Source organism: Variovorax sp. GW821-FHT09D05 (genome assembly GCF_059416325.1).
This window is the reverse complement of sequence record NZ_JBWKOZ010000010.1, coordinates 184,935-207,542: the sequence shown is the minus strand read 5'-3', so window position 1 is coordinate 207,542 and position 22,608 is coordinate 184,935. Positions and strand designations below refer to the sequence as shown.

Sequence of the window (22,608 nt, the reverse complement as noted above, 5' to 3'; positions counted from 1 at the left end):
GTTCCATCTTGAAACTCCTCGTTGATGGGGTCGAGGCCTCTTCCCAGGTGCAACTCATTGGTGCGAGAACAGCGTGGCGCCTGGCGCTAGCGCGCGCGCACGAAAGATCATGGCGCCCTGCCCGCCTGGTACGTCACGGGACACGATCACCACATCGGGCGAGCCCGGCACAAAGGCCAGACTGGTGCATTTCAGGAAGTGACCATGCTCCCGCCCGGGCAACAGGATCTGCCCGATCAGAATGCCATGGGGGTCGAAGGCCAGCACGCGGCCTTGGTAGAACATCGCCACATAGACATTGCCTTCGGCGTCGGCACGCATGGAATCCGGCGCGCACCCAGTGAAGTGGTAGGGCACGGTGGAGCCGAACGGTGCCAGTCTGGCGGCGTCGACCAGATCCGCGCGATGCAGCCGGCCGGCGCCGAACTCGGTTGCCCACAGCACCTTGCCATCGGGGCTTAGCGCCACACCGTTCGCCGCGGACATGTGAGGGAGCACGGGCTGGATCGTCTGCTGGTCAGGTGGAACGTAGTACACGCCGCCCGTCGGGCAGGTTGCCGTGCCGCGGAAGTCGGTGAAGTAGAAGCCGCCGTGGCGGTCGAACACCAGGTCATCGGGCACATGGCCTGCCATGGCCGGCACGATTGTCCGTGCGTCGCGGCCGTCGGGGTCGATCGCGACGATGCGGCCCGCCTGGAAATCGCCCACGCCCGCCAGAAAGATTCGACCGTCCCGGTGCAGCGCCAGCCCGGTCGGGCGCAGCGTGGCATCGGTATAGACCGTGCTCAAAGCTCGCTGCGGCGACAGACGCAGCACGCGCCCGCCATAGATGTCCAGGAACAGCAGGTTGCCGTGGCGGTCGAAGGCTGGACCTTCCAACGGCATGGCGTCTTCGGAGACCTGGAACCACGGCTCGGCCGTGGCGCTGGGCAGGCCCTGTTCCCAAACCGGAATGGGGGCAAGCCCACGCGTGGCTTCTGTGCGGAAAAGTCGGGCGTCGGCGCTCGGTTCAGGCGCGATCTTCAACATGTGCTCTCCTGTCGGGGCAGCGCGCGACGCCACGGTGCCCGCGAGGGTCGGCATGCGCTGACGACGTTCACAACGGGGTCAGCCCCGCATCCCTCGACAGCCGGGCCCATGCGGTGATCTGCTCACGCACAAAAGCTTGGAAGCGGTCGTTGGACGTGTCGGCCGGGACCATGCCGATGTCGGCGAGCAACTGCTGCACATCCGGGTCGGCCACTGCTGCATGGAAGGCGTGATGCAGCCTCTGCGTGACCTCAGGTGCCACTCCAGCGGGGCCGAACACCCCAATCCAGGACGCATAGTCGAAGCCGGGCAGCGCGGCAGTCAACGGCTCGGTGTTGGGGAAAATCGCGAGACGGTGCTGCGTCGTGATACCCAATGCTCGCAAGCGGCCCGCATGCACAAAGGACTTCACGACGACCGGGTCTGTCAGCATGAAGTCCAGCCGTCCGGCCACGAGGTCGGTTGTGGCCTGAGCCGTACCGGCGTAATTCACCCCCACGACATCGAGACCGCCCAGCTTCTTGAGCAGTTGGGCCGCGACCAGTCCGCCCGAGTTGCCTGTGCCGTAGCTGAGCCGGCCCGGACGCTCGCGCGCGTACTGGACGAACTCCTGCGCCGAACGCACCGGCAGTTCGGTCGGCACCACCAGAACCAGCGGGTTGATGGTCAGTTGGGTGACGGGGGTGAAGTCCTTGACTGGGTCATAGCCCACATCCTTGAGCAGGTACAGGGGCGCGGCATGGGTCGATGCGCCGCCCAGCAGCAACGTATGACCGTCGGCCGGTGCCTTGGCAACGGCACGCGCCGCAACCACGCCATTGGCACCCGGCCTGTTTTCCACCACGATGGGTCGACCCAGGGTCTTGCTCACACGCTCGCCGACGAGCCGAGCCAGGGTATCGGAGGCCGCACCAGGTGGGGTGATGGTCAGGATGCGGACGGGCTTACTCGGAAAGCTGCCTTGCGAGGCAGCGGGCGCCAGCGGCAAGGCCGTCGACGCAACCATCAGCAGTTGCCTGCGCGTGATCGTCATCGGTGTCTCCTGCTTTTTTCCGCTCAGCCGTGCGGTCGCAGCACCTGGCGCAGCACTTCCCCGTGCTCCAGGCGGTCGAGGTTCAGGTTCAGTTCGTCGAAGCGGAAGATGCCACTCATCAGCCGCTCCACGGGCAGCCGTCCTTCCTGGTAGTAGCGCATGTACAGCGGCAGATCGCGCTGCGGCACGCAGCTGCCCATCAGCGAGCCGCGGAACACCTTCTCCTCCGCGACGAGCGCCGAGTGCGGATAGTGGTAGAGGTCGCCCGTGGCACCGAGCCCGACGCAGACGATCTCGCCGCCCTTGCGCGTGACGGCATTGGCGGTAGTCATCGCCGCTTTGCTGCCGGACATCTCCAGCGCGAAATCGACGCCACCGAGCGTCAGGTCCCTCACCACGTCCACGATGTCGGCATCGAGCGCAGAAACGGTATGCGTGCAGCCCAGATCCCGTGCGAGCGCAAACTTGCCGGGGTTGATGTCAATGCCGACGATCACCGACGCCCCGGTGATCTTGGCGGCCATGACGGCGTTGAAGCCGACGCCGCCCAAGCCAATCACGGCCACGCTCTGCCCTGCCCGCACCTTGGCGGCGTTGAAGACACAGCCGGCACCCGTCACGACCGCGCAGCCGAACATGGCCGCTACGTCGAACGGGATCGCCGGGTCCGCTTTGACCAGCGTGCCTGGCACCGTGACCGCATACTGCGCGAACGATGACACTCCGCTGTGATGGTACAGCCCCATGGCTCCGCGCGTCAGCCGTCGTGCCCCGTTCATCAACACCCCCTTGGTGCGCGATGCACTGACCAGCTCGCACAGAACGGGCCGGCTGTTGACGCAGTAGACACATTCGCCGCAACCGGAGCCCACCGTCATGACCACATGATCCCCGGGCTTGAAGCCCGTGACGCCGCGCCCCACCTCGCGCACGATGCCCGCTCCTTCGTGGCCCATGACCACCGGCAGCGTTCGCTTGCGCAAACCGGCCACTTGAGACAGATCGGAGTGACACAGGCCTGCGGAGCGCACCTCGACCAGCACCTCCCCCTCGCCTGGTCCCTCCAGTTCCACCTCCTCGATCTTCAGCGGCTGGCTGAGGGCATAAGGCGCCGGCAGACCTTGTTCGTACATGACTGCTGCGGTCATTCGCATGATCTGGTGTCCTGCCGCCTGGTTCAGTTCAGGACGAAGAGCCGCTCTTCGGTCATGTCGCGGATGGAGAATTTGGGTCCTTCGCGGCCGATGCCGCTGTCCTTCACACCGCCATACGGCATCTGGTCCGAGCGCCATCTCGAAGTGCCGTTGACGATCACGCCGCCGGTGCGAATCGTGCGAATGGCCGACAGCGCCATGTCCAGTGAGTTGGTGAAGATGCCGCACTGCAGGCCGTAAGGGCTGTCGCTGATGGATGCGAACAACGGCTCGATTTCCTCGTACGGCTGGATGCTCATCGCAGGTCCGAAGATCTCGTCCGAAACCACGCGCATCGCGGGGTTCACATTGCTCAGGATGGTGGCGTCGAGTTGTGCGCCCCTGCGCTTGAAGCCACGCAGCGGGCGTGCCCCGGATTCGATGGCCTCCTGGACCATCCGCTCCACACGGATGGCGGCTTGCTCGTCGATCAGTGTGCCGACATCGGTCGCCATGTCGAGCGGATCGCCGAAGCGGATCGCGTCCGTTTCCTGGCATACCGCCTCCACGAAGCGGTCGTGAATCCGCTTGTGCACGTAGACGTTCTGCACCGACACGCAGCTCTGCCCCGCCAGTGCGACAGCATTGCGCGCGCAGGCCTTGGCGGCTGCGGCGAGATCGGCGTCGTGGTGGACGAACGTCGGGCCGACGCCGCCGAGCTCCAGCGCGACGCGCTTCATGCCTACGGCGTCGCGGATCATCTTGCCCACGCGAATCGAGCCGGTGAAGCTGACGAAATCGACCCGCGGATCGCTGACGATCCGGGGACCCACGGCATCACCGTAGACGGTGTTGATCGCCCCCGCTGGAAAGCCGGCCTCCAGAACCGCCTCTACGAACTGGTGCACGCAAAGTGGCGCCTTCGGCGACGGCTTGAGCACGATGCTGTTGCCAGCCGCCAGCGCCGGGCCGAGCTTGTGCGCGGTCAGGCTGATGGGCCCGTTGAACGGCGTGATGGCGGTGACCACGCCTACCGGGTAGCGCATCAACATCGCGATCTTGCCGGCGCCCACGGCACTGGCGTCCATAGGGATGTGTTCGCCCTGGATACGCACGGCTTCCTCGGCGCAAAGGTGCATCAGTTCGGCCGCGCGCTGCGTCTCGACAATGGCGTCGCGCAAAGCCTTTCCGGTTTCGCGCGCCATGGTCAGACCCAGCTCCTGTGTACGGGCGGCGACCAAGTCTGCCGCGCGATGCAGCAGCCTGGCACGCTCGTGCCCTGGCAGCGCAGCCATCGCGGCCTTGGATTTGCGCGCAGACTCCAATGCATCCTCCGCATCCTGCAGCGAGGACACGGGCATCATCGCTACAACGTCGCCGCGGTACGGGTCGCGCACGTCGTGGACCTGCTCGGCTTCACGCCATTGGCCTGCGATCTGCATGCGAATGCGCACGGGTGGCGCGCTCTGGTGTTCGGTATTGTTCATCGGGTCTCCAGCGATGGGGAGCAGCGACTGCCAAGGCCCATGTCGCTGTCTCCTTCTTCAGCAAGTGTGAAAGCGCTTCGCGGCGGCGTCCATGTCGAAATCCAGTAGCTCGCCTCCGGGTTTTCCGAAGATGGGTTGCGCCTGGATGACTCTACGCATGTGGACAGTCACGCATCGCACATCGTTTCGATTCCACGGACATGGCTTGCCGAAAAACGCCATGGACGCAGGAAGTGCCCGATTCCTAGACTGCGTCCGTCGCACCAAAGCATTCGGCGCTCATGCGTGCCGAATACTCATGCGCTTCAACCGATCCGAAGACTCAGCAGGAGACAACATGAAACTGGGATTTATCGGCCTTGGCACCATGGGCTCAGGCATGGCCCTCAACCTCATCAAAGCCGGGCACGAGCTCGCCGTGCACGACCTGCGGAAGGAAAGCGCCACGCGCCACCTCGCCGCCGGGGCGCGCTGGGCCGAATCGGCGGCCGATGCCGCCTCGGGGGCGCAAGCCGTTTTCACCTCCGTTCCCGGCCCCAAAGAGATGCGACAGGTCGGCGCCGCGCTGCGCGAGTCCATGCCGATGGGCAGCGCCTGGTTCGACCTGACCACCAACTCGCCAACCGTGGTGCGCGACGTCCACAAGAGCCTTGCCGAAAAAGGCATCGCTGTGCTCGACGCCCCGGTCAGCGGCGGCCCCGCTGGCGCCAACGCAGGCAAGCTGGCCATCTACGTGGGCGGTAATCGGGAGGTGTTTGCGCGCCACAAGGCGCTGCTGGACGCCATCGGCGACCAGGTGCTGCACGTCGGAGACATCGGCGCCGGCAACGTGGCCAAGCTCGTTCACAACTGCGCCAGCATCACGATGCGCATGATGATCGCCGAGGTCTTCAGCCTGGGCGTCAAGGGTGGCATGGATCCGCTCGAACTGTGGCACGCGGTCCGTCAGGGTGCCATCGGCCGCTCGCGCACCTTCGATCGTATCGGCGATCAGTACCTGCAAGGCAAGTACGAACCGCCGAGCTTTGCCTTGCGGCTGGCGCACAAGGACCTGACGCTGGCCCTGGATCTCGGCCGCGAGCTCCAGGTGCCCATGAAGTACGCCGAGCGGGCCATGGAGGACTTTCAGGCCGCGCTCGATCGCGACTGGGGCAACCGCGATTCGCGCTCGCCAATGCAGATCCAGAACGAACGCGCCGGCGTGCACATCAAGGTGTCCGCCGAGGACGTGAAGAAGACCCTCGCACGCGACTGAACACCCATCAAGAAAATCACCATGGACGCAAAGCAGACCGGCCGCAAGATCATGAACGAACTCATGGGCGAGGGCTATGTCGAAGGCAAGGACCAGAAGAAGAATGCGTTCACTGCGGCGCTGAACGACTACTCGGAGGAGGTGTGTTTCGGCCGCGTGTGGGCGCGCGGTGTCATCGAACCCAAGCTGCGCAGCATCCTGAACATCGCGATGCTGACAGCGCTGGGCAGGCCGAACCAGCTGCGCAACCACCTCGAGGGCGCGCTGAACAACGGCGTGACCGTCGACGAGTTGCGCGAGATCCTGCTGCACACCGCCGTGTACTGCGGCCTTCCCGCCGCAGGCGATGCCTTCAAGGTCGCAGAAGATGTGCTCAAGGGCCGCAAGCTGATCGATTGAGCGCGTCGCTCGACCTGCCCGTGCGCAAGCAAAACCAGCGTCCTCAGTCCACCTGGATACCTTTGTCCTTGACCAGCCGAGACCAGCGGGCGACGTCGGCCGCGATCACCCGGCCGAACGCCTCGGGCTTCGCAGGCGCCGGCATGGCTGCCTCGCGCGCCAGTGCGGCCACGGCTTCGGGCTGTGCCAGGATGGCGTTGATCTCCTCGTTCAGCCGCTGCACGACGGCACGCGGCAGTTGGCTCGGCCCGACAAATCCCCACCAGAACTCGATGCGAAAGTTCGGAAAGCCCGCTTCGGCCGCGGTCGGCAGCTGGGGCATGAACGGATCGCGCTGGGCGCTGGTCACGGCAATGCCGCGCAACTTGCCACCAGCGATGTAGCCGGACGTCGTGGCATAGGTCGCCAGGCCCGCCTGCAGATTTCCTCCCATCATGTCGGCGAAGGCCGGTGCCATGCCCTTGTAGGGCACATGCACAAAGCGCAGCTTCGCCTCCGCAGCCAGCATCTCCATGCCCAGATGGCTCATTGAACCTATTCCGCTAGAACCATAGGTGACCGCATCCGGCCGGGTCCGTGCCATGTCGACCAGATCCTTCAACGTCCTGACGGGCGAATCGGCGGGAACGGCAACGAGCAACGAAGTCTTGCCGACCAGTGCGATCGGCGCGATGTCGCGCACCGGATCGTAGGCCATCTTCCGCCCGGTCGCAGCATTGGTCGCGTACGCGCTCGTGATGAAGATCAAGGTGTAGCCGTCGGCTGGCGCCTTGACGCCCGCATCGAAACCTATCGCGCCACCCGCACCCGCCTTGTTCTCGACGACGACCGGCTGGCCGATCCGAACTGAAAGCCGCGTCGCAATGCTGCGCGCAATGATGTCGGTGCCGCCACCCGCTGCGTAAGGCACGATCAGCTTGATGGGCCGGCTCGGCCAAGCCTGCGCCCGCACAGTGGCGGGCGGCAAGACAGCGGCCGCTGCAATCGCCACGGTGTACAGCAGCATGCGGCGCGTTGCCAGCAAGTCCAGCGACATGTTGTCCCGCGCCTTAATCGATGGTGTGGCCGTCCGGCACCACGTGACTGCCGGTGATGCGATCCATGGTCAGGGCAACCACGTTGACCGGGGACTCGAAGCTGTATTCGTTGAGCGCCATCTGGTAGAAATCCTTGGCCAAATTGCCGAACAGCATGGGCATGCCGGAATCCTGCCCGAGCTGGCAAGCCAGGCGTACGTCCTTGTGAAGCAAGCCGAGTGCGAAGGCCGCCTTCAGCTTGCCGGTCAGGATGTGGCTGGCCATGTACTTTTCCATCCAGAAGTTGCGGCCACCGCTGGTCATCATGATGTCCAAGGCCTTCTCGCCTTCCACGCCGTTCTTCACGGCAAGCGCCATGGCTTCCAGCGTCATCAGGCGCGTTCCGGCGGACAACAGGTTGTTCGCCAGCTTGACGACATGCCCGCAGCCAATATCTCCGGCATGGAAAACGTTTGGGCTGATCGCACGCAGCACATGCCCAATGCGCTCGAACAGCGCCGGCGTGGCGCCGACCATGATGGCAATGGTGCCGGCGTCTGCGCCGGCCGGACCGCCGCTGACCGGCGCATCGACCATGTCGATGCCGCGCTCGGCCAATTTGGCGGCGATGTCGCGCGTGACGGTCGGGTCGCCGCTTGTCTGGTCGACGACCAGGGTGCCTGGCTTCGCGATGGCGGCGATCCCGTCCGGCCCCAGCAGCACGCTGCGGACATGCTCCGACGTCGGCAGGCAAAGCAGGATGACGTCACATGACGCAGCGATCTGCCCGAGGCTCTCGGCGCGGTTCGCACCATGCTCAGCCAGGCGCTGCACGCAGGCGGCGTCGCGGTCGTAAACCGTCAACGAGTATGTCAATTGCAGCCGTCGGGCGAGCGCCCCACCCATGTTACCCAAGCCTACATATCCGATGTTCATGGTCCGTGTCCTTTCAAGGTGATGCAATGTCTGTAAGGGGCGTCAGTCGGCGCGAATGCCGGCGTCCCTGACGATGCGGGCGTACTTGAAGGAGAGATCGTGCAGCGTCGACGAGAACGCCTGGGCCGAATCGCTGGCCTCCAGCTCCACGCCCTGATCCAGCAGGCGCGCGCGAAAATCCGGTTGTTGGGCAGCCCTGCGAATCTCGGCGTTCAGGCGCTCGAGGATTGCGGGTGGGGTGCCAGCGCGCGCAACCAAGCCGTTGAAGATCGTCGCCTCGTAGCCGGGCAAGCCCGACTCGTCGATCGTCGCCAGGCCCGGGGCCAGCGGAGAACGCGCGGCGCTGGTGATACCGATGGCCCTGAGCTTTCCTGCCTTTACATGCGGAGCCGAGGTGCTGATGGTGTCGAACATCAGCGTCGTGCGCCCGCCCATCACATCGATCAGCCCTGGTGCATTGCCTTTGTAGGGCACGTGGGTCATGCGGATATTCGCCATGGCGCTGAACAGTGCCGCCGCGATGTGTCCGGTGCTGCCGTTGCCGGAAGTGCCGTAGGTCAGCTCGCCCGGATGGCGTTTGGCCAGCGCGATCAGTTGCGCGGCTGTTGCCGCGGGAACCGCAGGATGCACCACCAACAGCAGCGGAATGCGCGCAACGAGGCTGACGCCGACGAAATCCTTCAGTGGATCGTAGGTGGCGGTACGCACCACGGCCGGCGTATACAAAAACGAATCCGCGATGGCCAAGTAGGTATAGCCGTCGGCGGGTGCCCTGGCCACCGCATCCACGGCAAGCATGTAGTTGCCGCCCGGCCTGTTTTCCACGATGACCTGCTGCCCCAGTTGCTCTGACAGCTTCTGCGCCACGTTACGACTCACCAGATCGAGATTGCCGCCGGCCGCGGCCGGCACCACGATGCGTAGCGGCCGCGACGGGAAGCTGTCCGCCCTGCCGTCACGGGGGGCCGTCAACATCGCCGCCGCTGCGCAGACGGCCAGTCCCAGACGCGCGAAGCTTCGGCAGGCTGAGCGAATGGATTGCATCAGCCTATCTCGCTGACCTTTTCCAACCACTCCACCGGTTGACCCTCGAGCACTTCGGAAACGGAAATATGAGTCATCGAGGTCTTCTCCGCGGCACCGTGCCAGTGCTTCTCGTGCGGCTCGATCCAGACGACATCGCCAGGACGGATTTCCTCGACAGGCCCCCCGTCACGCTGCACGCAACCGCAGCCCGCGGTCACGATCAGCATCTGGCCAAGGGGATGCCTGTGCCAGTTCGTGCGAGCGCCGGGTTCGAAGGTGACGCTCGCGGCCTTGACGCGCGCGGGAGCCGACGCGTTAAAAAGCGTGTCGACCCTCACGCGGCCCGTGAACCGCGTTTCGGGTGCCTGCGCCGAGGGTTGTGTGCCGATGCGCCTGATTTCCATGATGAGTTTTCCTCTTCAGTTGTAGTGATCAGTCGGATGCGATGTGCGCGTCCTGGATCAACTTGCGCCAGCGCGGGACCTCCGTTCCGATGGTCAGCGCAAAATCTCCTGGCGATCCCGGCGTGGGCTTGGCGCCATCGCGCGCGAGCAGTTCGCGCGCATCGGGCGTGGCCAAGATGACGTTCAACTCGTCGTTGATCCGTTTCAGAATGGGCGCCGGCAAGCCACGCGGTGCGAGCATTCCCCACCAGGAATCGACGTGATAGCCGGGCAACCCCGCCTCTTCCATCGTCGGCAGTTCGGGCACCAGCGGCGAGCGCTGACCGCCCGTGACGGCCAGTGCGCGCATGCGGCCGCCACGCACGTGCGGCAACGCAGCCGGAAAGCTCGCAACCAGCATTTGCGTACGCCCGCCCAAGAAATCGGTGATGGCCGCGCCCAACCCCGTGTACGGCACGTGCAACAGCTTGACCTTCGCCAGGTCGTTGAACAGCTCGCCGCCGAGGTGATTGATGGTCCCGACCCCGGCCGAGCCATAGCTCATGGGCTTGGTGCGTGCCAGCTCGATGAACTCGCGCAGATTCTTGGCCGCCACATCGTTCCCGATGACGATCATGAAGGGAGCGGACCCGACCATGCCCACGGGCTGCAGATCGTGCGTAGGATCGTAGGGCGGGACGGTCTTCAACAGCGGCGCCGTCATGTAGGGACTAGACTGGAAAAGCAGTGTGTAGCCGTCGGCAGGCTGCCCGGCAACATAGGTGGTGCCGATGATTCCGCCGGCGCCGACCTTGTTTTCCACGATGACCTGCTGACCCAACCGACCGGACAGCTTGGCCGCGACGAAGCGCGCCACCGTGTCGGTGCTGGCTCCAGGCCCGAACGGGACGATCAGGCGGACCGGCTTTTGCGGCCATGCGCCCTGGGCCCGTGCAGCAACGGGCAACCAACCCGGCACGGCGAGACTTGCCCCCACCGCCAGAATTTCTCTGCGGGTATGCAGCTTGTTCATCGCGCGACCGCCGCTTCAGTGGTGGGAGAACATGGCGAAGCCCGGCGCCAGACCGCGCGCCGTGAAGATCATGGCGCCCTCGCCGTGCACGACGTCGCGCGCCACTATCACCAGATCGCGCGAGCCCGGCACCAAGGCCAGGCTGGTTGACTTCAGGTACTTGTTGCCCTCGCGTCCCGGCAGCAGGATCTGGCCGATCGGGATGCCGAAAGGGCTTAGCACCAGCACGCGAGCCTGCCAGTTCAGCGCCACGTAGGCATTGCCATTCGCGTCGGTGCGCATCGAGTCGGGCGCGCGGCCCGCAAAGGTATAAGGCACCGACACGCCACCGCGCGCGCGCACGCCCGGCGACATCAGTTCCACACGATGCAGCCGGTTCGCGCAGTATTCCGTCGTCCACACCACCTTGTCGTCGGGGCTGAGCGCTACACCGTTGGCCGCACACATGCCTGGCAGCACAGGCACGATTTCGCGGTAGTCCGGCGTGACGTAAAAGAGTCCGCCGGTAGCCTCGGTGGAACTGCCCCGGAAGTCCGTGAAGTAGAAACCGCCTTCGCGGTCGAACACCATGTCATCGACGACATGACCCGCCTTCGGTGACACGATGACCTGTCGATTGCCGCCATCCGGCTCCAAGGCGATCACGCTGCCCGCGTCGAATTGGCCGTTGCCGTTGATGGGCCCCACGCATGCCACGAAGATGCGACCATCCTTGTGGATCGCGATGCCGGCAGGATGCAGGTCCTGCTCTACGTACAGCGTAGTGAGTTCGCGCTTCGGCGACAAGCACAGCACGCGGCCGCCGTAGACGTCGACGAACAGCAGATTGCCGTTGCGATCGAAAGCGGGACCTTCGAGTGCCACCGAACTGTCGCCGACCTTGAAGTACGGCTCAGCGGTCGCAGTCGGGAGATCCCGCTCCACGAAGGGGATGGGTGCCAGACAGCGTGTGCTGTTGAGGTAAGAGAGCGTGCTGCGCTCTGAAGGCTGGATGTCTAGCAAGGCTTGTCTCCTTTCGGTGCCTGTCTCGGCTCGTTCGAATCGAGCCTGTGCGTCCCAGTTTCACGGCCATCCCGCGCAGCGTCCATCGCTACTTTCGGGAGACGACATGCACGTTTTGCGAAGGGACGTACCGTCGCGAGCAACGCATGCCGGCCAGCCTTCTCAAACGCGCTCAAAGACGGCGGCGATGCCCTGGCCGCCGCCGATGCACATCGTGACGAGTGCATAGCGGCCGCCCGTACGACGCAATTCGGCGATCGCCTTCGTCGTGATGATCGCGCCGGTCGCGCCCACCGGATGGCCCAGAGAAATGCCAGAGCCGTTCGGGTTCACCTTGGCCGGGTCGAAGCCCAGCTCCTTGATGACCGCGCAGGCCTGCGCCGCGAAGGCTTCGTTCGACTCGATCACGTCGAAGTCGCTCACCTTCAGGCCGGTGCGCTCCAGCACCTTGCGCGTGGCTGGCACGGGGCCGATGCCCATGTATGCGGGCTCGACACCAGCGTGCGCGTAGCCGACCAGGCGCGCCAGCGGCTTCAGGCCCCGCGCCTTGACGCTCTCGCCGCTTGCCAGCACCACCGCGGCAGCGCCATCGTTGATGCCCGAGGCGTTGCCGGCGGTGACGAGGCCGTCCTTCTTGAACGCAGGCTTCATCTTCGAGAGCGCGTCGACGGTGGTGTCGGCGCGCACATGCTCATCGGTGTCGAACAGCACGACGCCCTTGCGCGTCTTCACTTCGACCGGAACGATCTGCTCCTTGAAGCGGCCCGCCTCGATGGCGGCTGCCGCGCGCTGCTGGCTGCTCACGGCCAGTTCGTCCATCTGCTCGCGCGTGATGCCGTAGCGGGCAGCCACGTTCTCCGCGGTGATACCCATGTGGATCTTCTCCCACGGGTCGTGCAGGATGCCCAGCATGTAGTCGACGAGCACCGCGTCTCCCATGCGCGCGCCGTAGCGCGCCGAGGTGTCGAAATACGGGCCGCGGCTCATCGACTCCGAGCCACCGCCGATGGCGATGTCGCAATCGCCCAGCGCGATAGCCTGCGCAGCCGACACGATGGCTTGAAGGCCCGAACCGCAGAGGCGATTGACGTTGAAGGCCGGCGTCTCGATGGGGCAGCCCGCGTCGATGGCGGCCACGCGGCTGAGGTACGCGTCCTTCACGTCGGTGGGAATTACGTTGCCCATGACGACGTGCCCGATGGCATCGGCCGCGAGGCCGCTGCGCTCGATGGCGGCCTTGACGGCGGTGGTGGCCAGGTGGGTGTTGGGCACGTCCTTCAGCGCTCCGCCGAAGGTGCCGATGGCGGTGCGGGCAGTGCCGACCACGAAGATGTCGCGTTGGGTCATGAAAAAATTCCAGTTGACAATGAATTGAGCAAACTCCTGACCGGCCGCGCCACTCGTATAAGAAGAATCCCAGGAAGACTTCCGACAAGGCATTGACGGCCAAGACACCGTCACGGGTCAGAGATAAATGAGGCACATTCCTGTGTGATGGTTGCGGTGAACTGAACGCTCTCGAAGCAGCGATTTCAGTGAGGCGTTCCTCACATGCGTTGACACCTCAGTAGGCGTAGACGCCGCGGCCGGTCTTGCGGCCCAACTGGCCAGCCGCGACCATTTCCTTCAGCAGCGGGCAGGGGCGGTACTTGGAATCGCCGAACTGCTCCAGGTACACCTCCATCACGGCCAGGCACACGTCCAGGCCGATCATGTCGGCCAGCGCCAGCGGGCCGATGGGCTGGTTGCAGCCCAGCTTCATGCCGGCGTCGATGTCTTCCGCCGTGGCGATGCCCTCGGCCAGCACGAAGAAGGCCTCGTTGATCATCGGCACCAGGATGCGGTTGACCACGAAGCCCGGCGCGTTCTTCACCGTGATCGGCGACTTGCCCAGCCGCTCGGCCAGCGCCTTCACTGCGTCGTGCGTGGCGTCGCTCGTGAGGTAGCCGCGGATCAGCTCTACCAGCGCCATCATCGGCACCGGGTTGAAGAAGTGCATGCCGATGAAGCGGTCGGGGCGCGAGGTGGCGGCTGCCAGCTGCGTGATCGAGATCGACGAGGTGTTCGACGCGATGATCACCTCGGGCGCCAGCATGTCGTCGACCTGCTTGAGGATCTTGAGCTTGAGCGCGTGGTTCTCGGTGGCCGCCTCGATCACCAGTTGGGCGCTCTTCAGGTCTTCGTAGTTGGTCGAGCCCTTGATGAGCGCCAGTGCGGCAGTCTTCTGCTCGGCGGTGAGCTTTTCCTTCTTGATCAGGCGGTCGAGGCTGCCCGACACCGTGGCCAGGCCCTTGTCGACCGCCGCCTGGGCGATGTCGACCATCACCACATTCACGCCGGCCACAGCGCAGGCCTGCGCGATGCCGTTGCCCATCGTTCCGGCACCGATGATGCCGACCGTTCTTATCGTCATATGTCAGTTCCTGTCACAGACACACGCTGCACTCACCCAGAGGGCAACAGCGTTTGAAAGGAGAAATTTCGGCCGCCGGGGCTTACCGGCATGCGCTGATGTCCGGCGCGTCAGTCTGCTCATGGTCCGGTCTTCCAAGATCCACGACCGAGGGTCGGTACCCGGAGACAAATGCGCCGCGCGCAAAAGCCGCTATCTCTGATCTTGACTCAGTGTAGGAAGTGCCGGCCGCAGGCGTCCATGGCAATTTTCGAGAACTCGCGTCCCCGTTTTGCGAACGTTGGGCGCCCAGTCGATCTGCGCAGTATCAGATGGCTTCGCGGGGTAGCGTCGAGGCGCTGGTCCACCCGTCGACATGCTTGAGGAGCAGCTTCGAAAGCTTGGCCAGGCGCGGCCTTACATCGGCAGCAGGACCAACCAGCGTCACAGAAGCGACCACATCTCCCGTTCGGCCACGCACCGCAGTCGCGAGCCCCATCCGCATGCTGGTCGGGTTCGCATTGGTGGCGATGCGCGTTTTTGCGATCCCGCCCATCTCACCGAGGAAGACGTCCACCAGATTGGCCTCTTCGCGAGAACGCCTGCGCAAGTACGACTCGCGCTCGAATGGCGATCTGGCAGCCAACAGCGCCTTGCCACCCGCGGTGGAAAGCAAGGTTCGGCGAATGTTCGAGCGCGCTTCAAAGCCGGCCGCCTGATCGCTTCCCGCCTCGGCGATGTAGATCAGGTGGTCACCAGCCTGTACGCCCAGAAACACAGCTAACTTTGTCTCCGCATGCAACGCCGCCAAGTCTTCGTGCGTCACCGACCCGGCACGGATATGGCCGCTCGCAAGCGTGAGCCCATAGACGGCAGGCCCCAGGTAGAAGCGATGCTGATCCTCGTAGAGCCAACCCTTGGCCAGCAGCCCTCGGATAAACCCGTGCACGGAGCTCTTGGCAGCCCCCAGCGCTCGCACCAGTTCGGCAAACGTCATGCCCGGGTGATAGACCACCTCTTCCAGGATCTGCGTGACGCGGTCCACGGTGCGGTGGTTCTGCGGATCCGACGCCTTCTCCCGCAAGGGCTGCTCCATCTGGTGATTGCTTTCCTTTGGCTTCATCGTTGCGCCAGCTGTTGGACTCGCGCCAGTTTAAGGGAGGTGTGCAGCTCCCGATTCCGCTAGACAACATGCCCAGAAGTGCACACCGCCCAGGAAAGGGAACCACCGGTGAATCGCGCGCCCCGTTTCCAGATCGAACACCGTCTTCGAAAAACAAGCAGACAGCGTCCCGAAAAAAAGCATGGCACCACAGCCGCCCGGTTTCCTAGACTGATCCCACTTTCCGAAACCGGCACCAGGACCTCACCATGACGGCAGCCTCCGACACCAAGATAAACACACGCCCCGCACACCCCGATCTGGCCATCGATCTGGCGCGCTTTGCCTCCAGCCTGGATACTGCACGGCTCGACGATGCCGTGGTCCAGGCGGTCAAGACCAACATCCTCGATACCCTGTCCTGCGCTCTGGCCGGGTCCTCGGCCAAGGCCATCGGCGAGGTTTCCGGCCTGGTCCGGGAATGGTCAGGCACACCGCAAGCAGACATGTTCGTCTTCGGCGGCAAGTTCCCAGCGCACCACGCAGCATGGGTCAATGGCGGCATGTCACACGCGCGCGACTACGACGACACGCACGATGGTGCAATCCTGCATGCGGGGGTCAGTACCGTGCCAGCGGCCATTGCGGCTGGCCAGCTGCGCGGAGGCCTTTCCGGCGAGGATCTGATCGCGGCTGTCGCGGCCGGCCTGGAGGTCACCTGTCGCCTGGGCGTTGGCGTAACCGTCGACATTGTCGAAAGCGGCTTCATCTACACCTCGCTGCTGGGCTACTTCGGGGCCACGGCCGCTGCTGGCCGCGCGCTGGGCCTGAACGAGGAGCAGATGCTCAACGCTTTCGGCATTGTGTACAGCTCGGTGGCGGGCAATCACCAGGTCACGCGCGATGCCTCGCTGATGAAACGGTTGCAGCCCGGCCTGGCCGCACAGGCCGCAGTGGTGGCCGTGCAGCTTGCCCAGCGCGGCATCCGCGGCGCGCAAGGCGTGTTCGATGGGGCAGATGGTTTTATCCGCGTCTACCTGCAGGGACGCGTCGACCGGGAGGTCGTACGCAAGGAACTGGGCAGCCGCTTCGAATTTCTGAACCTGAGCTACAAGCCCTATCCCTGCTGCCGTGACACGCACGCCGCCATCGATGCGGCATTGCAACTGGCAAAGGAGACCGGCCGCCCCGCCGACGAGATCGAGAGCATTCGCGTCGGCGTGACGGCACCGGGATATCAAATGGTCTGCGTGCCAGAACATGTGCGATTGGCCCCTCGGACCATCGTCGAGGCACAGTTCAGCATTCCGTATGCGGTGGCGGCCGCGTGGATCGACGGCCAGATCGGTATTCGCCATTTCTCCGACGAAGGCCTCAAGCGCAGCGACATCCTGGCACTGACCGCGCGCGTGCAGCCCTACGTGGACGAGGACATCGAGCGCGACTGGAGCCGCTTCGTCACGCCCGCGCGGGTCATCGTGAAGTTCTGCGACGGCCAGACCGCAGAGACACGCGTGGACTACCCGAAAGGCCACCCGAACAACGCGATGACCAAAGCGGAATTCGCCGCCAAGTCCGCGGACTGCGCGACCTTTGCAGCCCGCCCCCTGCCCGACGACACGTCGAGCCGCCTGGCGGCTGCTGTGGACCGACTCGAAACCATCCAGGACATCGCCGAACTCGTGAGCCTGATGTCCTGACTCACCGGGGCCACGCCCCTGCCAGCAACGCCGGCGCAGACCGGCCCTCGGAGACACTGCAATGCTCGACTCACCCGCTGCCTACGCGCTCACGCGGCGCCACGCTCTTGCGCTCGGCGCTTGCGCGCTTCTGCCATCCTGGAGCCGCGCGCAAACACCCTGGCCTCAACGGCCGATCAAGTTGATCGTGCCCTTTGCAGCGGGCGGCAGCAACGACAGCCTCGCTCGGCTGCTGGGCATCAAACTGGGAGAGCGGCTGGGCCAGCCTGTCATCGTCGAGAACAAGGGCGGCGCCGGAGGCACGATCGGTACGGAATTCGTCGCCAAGGCGGCGCCCGATGGCTACACGCTGCTGCTGGCGTCCACCTCGATCACGACCAACGCGGCAGCCGGCAAGAAGCTGCCCTACGACCCAGTGAAGGATCTGCAGCCGATCGGCCTGATCGCTCAGAGTCCCCTGGTGATCGTCGTGTCCAACAGCCTCAAGGCCAACTCGCTGCGCGAACTCATCGCCCTGGCGCGCGCGAAGCCGGGCGGCATCAGCTACGGATCGGCCGGCACGGGCGGGACCAATCACCTGGGCACCGAACTGTTCGCCTCGGCCGCCAAAGTCCAGCTCATGCATGTGCCTTACAAGGGGATCTCGCTCGCCTTCAACGACCTGATGGGAGGCAACCTGCAGATGCTGGTCCCCAGCGTGCCTTCGGCCATCGGTCAGATCCAAGGCGGGAAGATACGTGCTCTGGCAGTCACCGGACCGCAGCGCTCGCCCCTGGCGCCCGACATCCCGACGGCTTCGGAAGCCGGTCTGCCGGGCTTCCGCCTGGAGGTCTGGTTCGGATTGCTCGGTCCCGCGGACATGCCGGCCAGCGTCGTCAAGCGACTGAACGAGGAGCTTCATGCCGTGCTCGCGACGGCCGAGGTCAGGGAAGTCCTCGCACGCGAAAGCTCCACCCCCCGCCCGAGCACGCCCGAAGAGTTGGGCGCGCTGATTCGCACAGACCTCGCGCGCTGGACTCAGCTCATCAAGGAGCGCGGCATCCAGGTGGACTGATCCCTGCGGAGGACGGGAAGTCGGACGCCGCCTTCAGGCGTCTGGCGGACGCGTCCGATCGAATGCCGGTTCGTTCCTGGCGAAAGAAGCCAGCCAATGCACGAGTCCCGGACAGGCTTCGCGCCACGCAACGGGCTGGCGACGGTCCAGGAATCCCAGTGCGCATGCCAAACCGATCGACACCGCATCGGTGCGCCGCGGATCGGGAGGGGCTGCCTCGAACATGGCCAGCGCACGTCCGATCTTGCTGCGCTGATGTTCCAGCCATGTCTTCGATCGCATGGCCGCGTCATGGTATCGCTCTTCGTAGATCACCAGGGCGCCAGCGTCGATGATGCCGTCGGCCAGCCGCGTGCGCGTGAGCATGTCGATGCGTTGAGGCCCATCGAGCGGCAGCAGCCGGTCCGTCCCTGCGACCAGTTGCAGGAACTCGAGGATCACGCTGCTGTCGTAGACGGCTGTGCCATCCGCACGCAACAGGCAGGGGTACTTGCCCAAAGGGTTCTGCTGGGGCAGAGGGTCGTTCGGGTCGGCCGCGTCGATCGGAAGCAGCGTGACGCGATCGACCAGCCCCAGAACGTCGACCACCATGCGCACCTTGCGCACGAAGGGCGAGGTCCATGAAGAGCGAAGAACAAAGGTTTCAGCGGAAAGGGACATGAGGACGCACCCGCTTTCAGTGGAAGGAGCGCCCACCGTCCACGGCCAGCGCAGCACCCGTGATGTAGGACGACTCGACGCTGGTCAGGAACAGGATGGCTCGCGCGATTTCCTCGGGCTGTGCAAGCCGCCCGAGCGCGTAGTTGCCCACGTTGCCCTGGACGCCCTCGGCCATCGGCGTATCCACCAGCCCGGGACACACGGTGTTGGCGCGAATGGACGGAGCGAGTTCGGCCGCCAATGCGCGCGTGAGATTCAGGACGCCGCCTTTCGAGGCCGAATAGGCCGTGCGATCGGGGGAGTTCGGCAACAGCGACTGGCCGGAGCCAAGGTTCACGATGGTGGCATGCGCCGCCTGCTTCAACCACGGCAGGCAGCAGCGCACGACGATGTAGCTGCCCGTGAGGTTGATCTCCAGCACGCGCCGCCACTGCACAACGTCGACCCCCAGCACCGAGCCCCGCAGCATCACGCCGGCGGCATTGACCACGCCATCGATGCCGCCCATCGCAGTTGCGCCTCGCTCGACCGATTGCGCAACTGCGCCCTCATCGGTCACATCGGCCTCGAACACATGGGCATGAGTCTCCCGTGCGATGCCCTGCAGGCCGTGCGCGTTCCGGTCGAGCAACGTCAGGGCCGCACCTTCGGCGGCAAACAGCCGTGCCGTGGCCTGCCCGATGCCGGAGGCGGCCCCCGTGATCACGATGCGGCGGTCGTGGAGGCGTTTGTTCGTTTCTTGCATGGTGGGTGCGCCTATTTCTTCGGGATGCCGGCTTGCTTCACCAGCCGGCCCCATCGGTCGATTTCCGAGTGCACGAAATTGCGCAACTCGCCTGGGTTCATGACCATTGGCGTCATGGCCATCTTCTGCACGGCCTCCTTTGTCTCTTGTTTCGAGAGACTCTTTCCGACCTCCTTGCTCAGCCTGTCGATGATGGCCGGGTCGGTCTTGGCGGGTGCGAACAGCGCCGCCCAGGTCACGACCTGCATGTCCTTGTAACCGGCCTCCGCCATCGTCGGCGCCTTGGGAAGCAGGGGATGGCGCACGCTGCCTGTCACGGCCAGGACCTTCAACTGTCCGCTGTTGACGAAGCCCATCGATGAATAGGGATCGCCGAGCAACGCATCGATCTGACCGCCAACGAGATCCATCAGGGCCTGTGGCGTCCCGCGATATGGCACCAGCGTGATCTCAATTCCGGCGGCGGATTGCATCAACGAGGCGGCCACCTGACCGGACGTATTTCCGCTGCCGAAGCTCAGTGGCTTGCTGCCGGACCGCTGCTTGGCCACCTGCACGAAGGTCGCCATGTCGTCGGCCGGAAAATCTTTGCGCACCAACAGCGTCAGTGGGATGCTGATCAGCCCGGCCACCGGCTCGAAGTCCTTCTCGGGATCGAAGGCCAGATGGGAATAGAGCGTCTTGTTGACCGCATGCGCGGAATTTGTGCTCATGAGCAACGTATAGCCATCGGGGGCCGCGCGCTTCACATTCATCGCGGCGATGTTTCCGTCAGCGCCGGCCTGGTTCTCGATGATGACCGGCTGGCCCAAACCCTTGCGGAGGTCTTCCGCGATGACGCGCGCGGTCCCATCCGTTGCGCTGCCGGCCGGAAACGGCAGGATCAGCTTGATCGGCCGGTCCGGATAGACCTGTGCCGAGGCGCCAGGCAATGCCGAGGCGAACGCCAAACTGGCGAGAAACGAACGCAGAATTGGATACATGGCTTTGTCTCATTTGTTCATATATATGAACTTACTTTCTTTTATACGAACTACTTTATGAGAGAGGCGGAGAAAATGTCAAGCCTCGCACCAATTGCGAGCTGTGCCATCGCGCACTCACAAGAAAGAGCCGACGCTCAGGAAATGACGCCCTCGCTTCGCAGCGCCGCAAGCTCCTGTGTCGAACGGCCGAGCCAGGTGCCGTAGACAGTCTCGTTGCACGCCCCCATCGGCAGGCTCGGCTCGATCGGGCGGCGCTGCGTTCCCTCGAACACCAGCGGCGAGTGCATCAGCACCACGCGGCCAAGCTCCGGGTGCTCGATCCACTGCAGGTTGCCGCGCGCGTGCATGTTCTCGTCGACCATCACCTCGGGCAGGCTGCGAACGGGCGCGCAGGGCACCTTGGCTGCCAGCATTCGCCGCGCCACGTCGTCGCGCAGCTGTTGTCGGGTCCATTGCTCGATCAGTTCGTCCACCGCTTCGCAGTTCTGCACCCGCGCCGTGCGCGTTGAAAAACGAGGGTCGTCCTTCAGGTCGCTGCGGTCCATCACTTCGAGGATGGCCCGGAAATGATGGTCGGCCGGCGCGTTCAACACCACGTGACCATCGACCGTGGCGTAGACGTTGTAGGGCGATACCCCCAGCCCGCCGTGCCGGTTGCCCGTGCGGGCGGGCGCCTGTGCCCCGCGCGCATGCAGCATGCCGAGGTTGGACGCCAGAGAGGCATAGGTCGCGTCCTGCATGGACACCTCGACCACTCGGCCCTCGCCCGTGCCCTCCCGCTCGTACAGTGCCGTCATGATGGCCGCATACAGGTGGATGCCCGCCATGAAGTCGCACAGCGCAGCACCCGATTTCACGCCAGGCTGATCCGGGTGGCCCGTGGAATCGATCACTCCGCACATGGCCTGCATCACAAGGTCCATGGCCGGGTAGTCACGATACGGTCCTTCCCTGCCGTACCCCGAGCTGGAGCCATAGATGAGCCGAGGGTTGATCTTGTGCAGCTCTGTCGCACCAAGGCCCAGGCGATCCATCACGCCCGGTGCGAAGTTCTCTACGAGGATGTCTGCGCGCTGCACCATTTCCCTGAGCAGCTGCTTGCCCTTCTCGGACTTCAGATTCAAGGTCACGGGTTGCTTGTTCGAGTTGAGCATCGCAAATGGCAGTGCGACACCGCCGAGGTCGCCCCGGCTGCGCAGGTTCTCGCCCGTCAGGGGCTCCACCTTGATGACGTCGGCACCGGCCATGGCCATCAGGAAGGTGGCGTAGGGCCCGTTGTAGATGTGCGAGAGGTCGATGACGGTGATGCCCGACAAGGGGTAGCGCGTCGTGAGGTCAGACATGGAAGGCTCCGGAAGAATCAGTGGGAGGGTTGGACACCCGCTCGTGCGAGTAGTCGCTGGGCGGAACGCAAGTGGGGGCGGTCGAGCATCCGGCCGTCCAGGACCAGCGCGCCGGCCGCCGGCCGTGCTTCGAACGCTTCGACGACGCGCCTGGCCTGCGCGATCTCGGCTTCCGATGGCATGAAGGCCGCGTGAATGGATGCGATCTGATCGGGATGAACGGCCACCTTGCCCGAGAAGCCATCTCGTTGCGCTTCGTCCGCTTCGATTCGCAAGCCTGCGGGATCGCGAAAGTCCGTGTAGACCGCATCGAAGGCTGGCACCTGCGCCGCCGTGGCACCGAGCAGCGTGAGCGCACGCGCCATCTGGTAAGGCGCGGTGTAGCGTCCCGATGCATCGCGATTCACATTGGCGCCGATATCGGCCGCCAGGTCCTCCCCTCCCCAGAACAACCCACACAGGCGAGGTTCGGGCTGCTGTGCGTAGCTTCCCAGATGGAACAGGCTGGCTGCGGTCTCGGTCACGATCGGCAGAATCCGGATCGCGCCGACGTCCACCCCGGCGCGTGCTTCGCGCTCGCCCAAGAGCACGCTCAGCCGCACGAGCTCCTGGGCGCTCTCGCACTTCGGCAACATCACGCCGTAAGGTTTGGCGCGAACTACCGCGTCGAGATCGGCTTCGGCCAGGCCTGTCGACAGCGCGTTGATGCGCACGAACAGCCGCATGCGCTCGCAGTACCGTGCGACGAAGTCGCCGCAGAGCGCCCGTGCCCGTTCTTTCTCGGGCGCCGGCACGGCATCCTCCAGATCCAAGATCAAGGCATCGGCCTCGCTGGCAAGTCCCTTGTCGCACTTGCGTGCGTCATGGGCAGGGACGAAAAGAAGAGAACGCATA

22 protein-coding genes are annotated in these 22,608 nt (G+C 64.8%); 4 read left to right on the top strand and 18 right to left on the bottom strand.

Annotation, left to right across the window (positions count from 1 at the left end; all coding sequences use genetic code 11):
• Positions 1-54: 54 nt before the first annotated feature.
• The 4 genes from AC07O3_RS26395 to AC07O3_RS26380 form a co-directional block, all read right to left on the bottom strand.
• Positions 55-1,029, bottom strand: a complete 975-nt coding sequence (locus tag AC07O3_RS26395) for an SMP-30/gluconolactonase/LRE family protein (RefSeq protein WP_093178767.1) — start codon at positions 1,027-1,029, stop codon at positions 55-57.
• A gap of 67 nt (positions 1,030-1,096) precedes the next feature.
• On the bottom strand, positions 1,097-2,062 hold the full coding sequence (locus tag AC07O3_RS26390; RefSeq protein ID WP_495340699.1) for a Bug family tripartite tricarboxylate transporter substrate binding protein: 966 nt from the start codon (positions 2,060-2,062) through the stop codon (positions 1,097-1,099).
• 23 nt (positions 2,063-2,085) lie between these two features.
• Positions 2,086-3,210, bottom strand: coding sequence for a zinc-binding dehydrogenase (locus AC07O3_RS26385; protein WP_495340698.1), 1,125 nt, complete (start codon positions 3,208-3,210; stop codon positions 2,086-2,088).
• A 29-nt stretch (positions 3,211-3,239) separates the two neighbouring features.
• Positions 3,240-4,682, bottom strand: coding sequence for an aldehyde dehydrogenase family protein (locus tag AC07O3_RS26380; protein ID WP_495340697.1), 1,443 nt, complete (start codon positions 4,680-4,682; stop codon positions 3,240-3,242).
• A gap of 337 nt (positions 4,683-5,019) precedes the next feature.
• On the opposite strand from AC07O3_RS26380, the gene AC07O3_RS26375 reads away from it, so the two are divergent.
• Both AC07O3_RS26375 and AC07O3_RS26370 read left to right on the top strand, forming a co-directional pair.
• Positions 5,020-5,937: an NAD(P)-dependent oxidoreductase gene (locus tag AC07O3_RS26375; protein ID WP_495340696.1), complete on the top strand. Its 918-nt coding sequence runs from the start codon at positions 5,020-5,022 to the stop codon at positions 5,935-5,937.
• Between the two features lie 21 nt (positions 5,938-5,958).
• Entirely contained in the window at positions 5,959-6,336 is a 378-nt protein-coding gene (locus AC07O3_RS26370; protein WP_093178761.1) for a carboxymuconolactone decarboxylase family protein, read from the top strand.
• 43 nt (positions 6,337-6,379) lie between these two features.
• On the opposite strand, the gene AC07O3_RS26365 is transcribed toward AC07O3_RS26370, so the two are convergent.
• The 9 genes from AC07O3_RS26365 to AC07O3_RS26325 all read right to left on the bottom strand — a co-directional run bounded on the left by AC07O3_RS26365 (position 6,380) and on the right by AC07O3_RS26325 (position 15,247).
• Complete coding sequence (locus AC07O3_RS26365; RefSeq protein WP_177142434.1) at positions 6,380-7,342, bottom strand: Bug family tripartite tricarboxylate transporter substrate binding protein; 963 nt, start codon at positions 7,340-7,342, stop codon at positions 6,380-6,382.
• A 43-nt stretch (positions 7,343-7,385) separates the two neighbouring features.
• Positions 7,386-8,288 carry an NAD(P)-dependent oxidoreductase gene (locus AC07O3_RS26360; RefSeq protein WP_495340695.1) on the bottom strand — a complete coding sequence of 301 codons (903 nt, stop codon included), beginning with the start codon at positions 8,286-8,288 and terminating at the stop codon, positions 7,386-7,388.
• A gap of 42 nt (positions 8,289-8,330) precedes the next feature.
• A complete protein-coding gene (locus AC07O3_RS26355) occupies positions 8,331-9,332 on the bottom strand; it encodes a tripartite tricarboxylate transporter substrate binding protein (RefSeq protein WP_093178757.1) in 1,002 nt (333 codons plus the stop codon).
• Complete coding sequence (locus tag AC07O3_RS26350; protein ID WP_093178755.1) at positions 9,332-9,718, bottom strand: (R)-mandelonitrile lyase; 387 nt, start codon at positions 9,716-9,718, stop codon at positions 9,332-9,334. Before AC07O3_RS26350 ends, AC07O3_RS26355 begins: the two co-directional genes overlap by 1 nt.
• A 28-nt stretch (positions 9,719-9,746) precedes the next feature.
• Positions 9,747-10,730 carry a tripartite tricarboxylate transporter substrate binding protein gene (locus AC07O3_RS26345; protein WP_093178754.1) on the bottom strand — a complete coding sequence of 328 codons (984 nt, stop codon included), beginning with the start codon at positions 10,728-10,730 and terminating at the stop codon, positions 9,747-9,749.
• A 15-nt stretch (positions 10,731-10,745) separates the two neighbouring features.
• The gene (locus AC07O3_RS26340; RefSeq protein ID WP_256330957.1) at positions 10,746-11,732 is read right to left on the bottom strand and encodes an SMP-30/gluconolactonase/LRE family protein; all 987 of its coding nucleotides are present in this window, start codon (positions 11,730-11,732) and stop codon (positions 10,746-10,748) included.
• Between the two features lie 162 nt (positions 11,733-11,894).
• The gene (locus AC07O3_RS26335; protein WP_093178752.1) at positions 11,895-13,079 is read right to left on the bottom strand and encodes an acetyl-CoA C-acyltransferase family protein; all 1,185 of its coding nucleotides are present in this window, start codon (positions 13,077-13,079) and stop codon (positions 11,895-11,897) included.
• 217 nt (positions 13,080-13,296) lie between these two features.
• Entirely contained in the window at positions 13,297-14,145 is an 849-nt protein-coding gene (locus AC07O3_RS26330) for a 3-hydroxybutyryl-CoA dehydrogenase (protein WP_495340694.1), read from the bottom strand.
• Positions 14,146-14,452: 307 nt separating this feature from the next.
• Positions 14,453-15,247 carry an IclR family transcriptional regulator gene (locus AC07O3_RS26325; RefSeq protein WP_218137539.1) on the bottom strand — a complete coding sequence of 265 codons (795 nt, stop codon included), beginning with the start codon at positions 15,245-15,247 and terminating at the stop codon, positions 14,453-14,455.
• 248 nt (positions 15,248-15,495) lie between these two features.
• Here AC07O3_RS26325 and AC07O3_RS26320 point away from each other — a divergent pair, with 248 nt between their 5' ends.
• On the top strand, positions 15,496-16,926 hold the full coding sequence (locus AC07O3_RS26320; RefSeq protein WP_093179152.1) for an MmgE/PrpD family protein: 1,431 nt from the start codon (positions 15,496-15,498) through the stop codon (positions 16,924-16,926).
• Between the two features lie 61 nt (positions 16,927-16,987).
• Entirely contained in the window at positions 16,988-17,980 is a 993-nt protein-coding gene (locus AC07O3_RS26315) for a Bug family tripartite tricarboxylate transporter substrate binding protein (RefSeq protein WP_093179150.1), read from the top strand.
• Between the two features lie 33 nt (positions 17,981-18,013).
• Here AC07O3_RS26315 and AC07O3_RS26310 read toward each other — a convergent pair whose 3' ends face one another.
• The 5 genes from AC07O3_RS26310 to AC07O3_RS26290 form a co-directional block, all read right to left on the bottom strand.
• Positions 18,014-18,640 carry a glutathione S-transferase N-terminal domain-containing protein gene (locus AC07O3_RS26310; RefSeq protein WP_093179149.1) on the bottom strand — a complete coding sequence of 209 codons (627 nt, stop codon included), beginning with the start codon at positions 18,638-18,640 and terminating at the stop codon, positions 18,014-18,016.
• A gap of 16 nt (positions 18,641-18,656) precedes the next feature.
• Positions 18,657-19,385, bottom strand: a complete 729-nt coding sequence (locus AC07O3_RS26305; RefSeq protein WP_093179147.1) for an SDR family NAD(P)-dependent oxidoreductase — start codon at positions 19,383-19,385, stop codon at positions 18,657-18,659.
• An 11-nt stretch (positions 19,386-19,396) separates the two neighbouring features.
• Positions 19,397-20,368, bottom strand: a complete 972-nt coding sequence (locus AC07O3_RS26300) for a Bug family tripartite tricarboxylate transporter substrate binding protein (protein WP_495340693.1) — start codon at positions 20,366-20,368, stop codon at positions 19,397-19,399.
• A gap of 137 nt (positions 20,369-20,505) precedes the next feature.
• Entirely contained in the window at positions 20,506-21,714 is a 1,209-nt protein-coding gene (locus AC07O3_RS26295) for a CaiB/BaiF CoA transferase family protein (protein ID WP_093179144.1), read from the bottom strand.
• 17 nt (positions 21,715-21,731) lie between these two features.
• Positions 21,732-22,607 carry an HpcH/HpaI aldolase/citrate lyase family protein gene (locus tag AC07O3_RS26290; RefSeq protein WP_093179143.1) on the bottom strand — a complete coding sequence of 292 codons (876 nt, stop codon included), beginning with the start codon at positions 22,605-22,607 and terminating at the stop codon, positions 21,732-21,734.
• Position 22,608: the final 1 nt, after the last annotated feature.